Annotated in this window: 3 protein-coding genes; 1 reads left to right on the top strand and 2 read right to left on the bottom strand. The window is 57.2% G+C overall.

Annotation, left to right across the window (positions count from 1 at the left end):
• Positions 1-126: 126 nt before the first annotated feature.
• On the bottom strand, positions 127-1353 hold the full coding sequence (locus CW742_RS09010; protein ID WP_292419397.1) for an adenosylhomocysteinase: 1227 nt from the start codon (positions 1351-1353) through the stop codon (positions 127-129).
• A gap of 151 nt (positions 1354-1504) precedes the next feature.
• Between CW742_RS09010 and hisF the strand changes: the two genes are divergently transcribed.
• Positions 1505-2311, top strand: a complete 807-nt coding sequence (hisF, locus tag CW742_RS09005) for an imidazole glycerol phosphate synthase subunit HisF (RefSeq protein WP_292419393.1) — start codon at positions 1505-1507, stop codon at positions 2309-2311.
• On the opposite strand, the gene pheT is transcribed toward hisF, so the two are convergent.
• The coding region (pheT, locus tag CW742_RS09000) for a phenylalanine--tRNA ligase subunit beta (RefSeq protein ID WP_292419390.1) at positions 2280-3545 on the bottom strand (1266 nt) is incomplete at its 5' end. The two genes, hisF and pheT, sit on opposite strands and share 32 nt — an antisense overlap.

Below are 3545 nucleotides of genomic sequence, written 5' to 3'. Positions count from 1 at the left end.
TGATCCGCCGACAACAAAGGAATACGACCGGACACGGACGTTTGAAAAGGGGCAGTTCGGGGAGTATGGCGGCTGGGCGCAGGAATACCTGGCCGCGGCAAGGATGCTGTAAAAAGAGGCTGGGATTTAGGTCCCGATATCCCAGCTGCAGGAATAGTTCTTCTGTTCTTTGGAAAGCGAATCAATCGAGAGCCCAAGGGACGCAAGTTTCAGGTTTGCCACCTGCTCATCGATCTCGTTAGGCACGTCATAGACACCGCCCTTCATCTTCTTCCCGTTCTTTGCGATATGGAGCGTGCAGAGTGCCTGGAGCGCGAAACTCAGGTCCATTACTTCGATCGGGTGTCCCATTCCCTTGGGAGTGGCGAGGTTTACAAGCCGGCCTTCAGCGAGCACGTGAACGGACTTCTTCCCGAGGACGAACGTATCGATGCCATCGCGCCGGATGACCTTTGCAGCGTTCTTGTTGAGATATTCGAGGTCGATCTCGACATTGAAGTGGCCGGCATTCGCGAGGATCGCACCATCCTTGAGTTTTGCAAAGTGCTTCTTTGCGATAACGGCACAGTTGCCGGTGGTGGTGACAAAGATGTCTCCAATAGCTGCTGCATCTTCCATGGTCATGACCATGAACCCGTCCATGTGCGCCTCAAGCGCCCGGCGGGGATCGATCTCGGTGACGATGACTTTGGCGCCAAGGCCATGTGCCTTCCGGGCAAGCCCGCGGCCGCAGTAGCCGTACCCGGCGACGATGAAGTATTTCCCGGCAATGAGCGTGTTCGTCGTGATCATGATCGATGAGAGAACACTCTCCCCGGTGCCGTGGACATTGTCGAAGAAGTGCTTCATGGGGGTGTCGTTGACCGCAACCACGGGGAACTCCAGCTTGCCCTCGGCTGCCATTGCCTTGAGACGGTGGATGCCGGTGGTGGTCTCCTCGCAGCCACCGATTACCTTCTTCAACAGGTCGCGGCGTTTGGTGTGGATATAGTGGATCAGATCCATGCCGTCATCGATCGTGATGACCGGCTTTGCATCCAGCACGTCATTAATGGCTGCATAGTACTCATCGACCGTGCAGGCCCGTTTCGCATAGCAGTGGACATTTTTTACCTTGCCGAGCGCCTCGGCAACATCATCCTGCGTTGAGAGCGGGTTGCAGCCGGTGATATGGACCTCTGCACCGCCTGCGGCAAGCGTTGATACGAGGTTGGCTGTCTTGGCCTCGACATGGAGCGCCATGCCGATGGTCATGCCTTCGAACGGTTTCTCTTTGACAAATTGTTTCCTGATGGCAGCCAGTACCGGCATGTACTGTGCTGCCCATTCAATCTTCAGTTTTCCGGAACTCATGGATATCCTCATCTGGGGGGAGGGGTGATACTGCACACCCGCCCGGGTACCTGATTATCCTATACATAGGGTCGGCAGGCAACATAAACTCCGCGATGATGCAGGCTTCTTTCGAAATGATGATAGTACCTTCCAGCAAAATGTGGTTACTATGGTGCTGACAAGGAGGATCATCCCCTGCCTCGACATCAAGGACGGCAGGGTTGTAAAGGGGACAAATTTTGTCGGGCTCCGGGATGCCGGAGATCCAGTGGAGCTGGCGGGCAGGTACAATGAACAGGGAGCTGACGAGGTCGTCTTTCTCGACATCACCGCTTCCAAAGAGAAACGGGGCATCATCGTCGATGTCATCCAGCGTGCCGCAGACCAGCTCTTCCTTCCGCTCACGGTGGGGGGCGGACTCAAGTCCCTGGACGACATCCAGCAGATCCTCCGGGCCGGGGCCGACAAGGTCAGCCTCAATACGAGTGCTGTCCATGACCCGTCCCTCCTTACCCGCGGTGCCGAAGCGTTCGGCACCCAGTGCATGGTCTGCGCAATCGATGTAAGGAGGAACACGACCCCCAATGAGAAGGCGATTCCTGTCAGCCTTCCGGAGGGGTCAACATGCTGGTATGAAGTAGTCATCTACGGCGGCAGCAAACCGACCGGAATCGACGCAGTCGCATGGGCTAAGGAAGCTGAAGAAAGGGGTGCCGGGGAGATCCTCCTGACAAGCATGGAAACAGATGGCACAAAGAACGGTTTCGATATTCCCGTCACGGCTGCAATATCCGACGCTGTCGGGATCCCGGTCATTGCCAGCGGCGGTGTCGGGACCCTTGAGCATTTCTACGATGGGTTTACGAAAGGCAAGGCGGATGCCTGCCTTGCCGCAAGCGTGTTCCACTATGGTGAATTCACGGTAAAAGAAGTGAAAGAATACCTCAGAGGACGGGGTATCCCGGTACGGCTCTGAGGTCGAACTCGAACGCAGCAACAGGGTGTTCGAGTTCGAACGCCACCAGCACGGCGGGGTGTATCTCGCCAAAGACACCCACGTTTTTCCCGTTCACGATAATATCGCCCCGGCGCCCGTCGATGAATGCGGGGTCGGCCGACTCCTTTACTGTATAGTCAATAGAGAGCTCGTGGAGCACGGCATCAGCGGTTGCATAGGCTTCCGAGAAGTCTGCCTCGGGATGCGTGCTGACACCGGAGGCCTGCTGGTGGGTTTTACAGTCAACCACCACATCGCCGACAGTAAAGAGGCGCTGCGGCAGTTCACGGTGCCGGTTGATGGTCAGGAACTCCATGAGCAGGGGTAAGAGTTCCGTCCGGACCACGGTATTCTCGATGCTTATCGGGTGCATGACGTGAAGGACGCCACGTGTCTCCTCCCGCTGCATTTTCCGGTACAGCACCTCCTCGTTCGAGAGCGTGAACGGCATGACTTCGAGATACCCGAGACCGGAAAACACCTGCCGCGCAAGTGCCATGCTGACCTGAACCGGGTGGGGCTTTCCTACCGTGAACGTCTTCGGGGGCACTGACTCCAGCTTGTCGTAGCCATACGCAATCGCCACATCCTCGAAGAGGTCCCAGTCGTGCATGATATCGGCACGGTAGCAGGGAACGCGGACATTTACCTTATCTGCACCGGCCGGTTCTGCCCCAAAGCGCATCCGCTTCAGGTACCCGCACATAGATTCCGGCGTCAGGTCCGCTCCCAGCAGGCTCGAGCATTCGCTGACGCTGACGACGCGCTCGGAGGGGGCAAGTGTCGGGGTCTGGATACCATCGATCTCAACGCTTTCGATCGTCGCGCCGGCTTCAGCCATCGCGGTGCAGATGATATTGACCGCAACGCTGACCGCACGTTTGTCGGTGCCGGTGGTGTCGAGAAGAATATTCTTCGTGTCGATGGTAACACGCGTCCGCTCGCCGTTGATGATCGGAGGGAACGAGAGGACATGATCGTCATCGTCCACGATGAGCGGGAAGAGCGGGAAGTCCCGGACGATCTTCGCGTAATCCCTGCCTTTCGGGTGCTTTTCGAGGATCTCGTCCATCGTCATCTTCTCGGTGAAGTCAAGCGGTATGAAGCCTCGGCTCCGGCGGGATGCGATATAGTGGAACGGCGGTTTTACTGTATCCATGTCATGGATCCCGATGGCAACCTTGCTCCGGCCCCTGCCTACGGCCCAGTGAAG

It is taken from the genome of Methanoregula sp. (assembly GCF_002835825.1).
Taxonomy (GTDB): Archaea; Halobacteriota; Methanomicrobia; order Methanomicrobiales; family Methanospirillaceae; genus Methanoregula.
This window is presented reverse-complemented; position numbering and strand designations above follow the sequence as displayed.

Bases quoted from the DNA above. Each gene is read 5' to 3' on its own strand.
- hisF (WP_292419393.1), top strand. From the start codon at position 1,505: ATGGTGCTGACAAGGAGGATCATCCCCTGCCTCGACATCAAGGACGGC.
- CW742_RS09010 (WP_292419397.1), bottom strand. From the start codon at position 1,353: ATGAGTTCCGGAAAACTGAAGATTGAATGGGCAGCACAGTACATGCCG.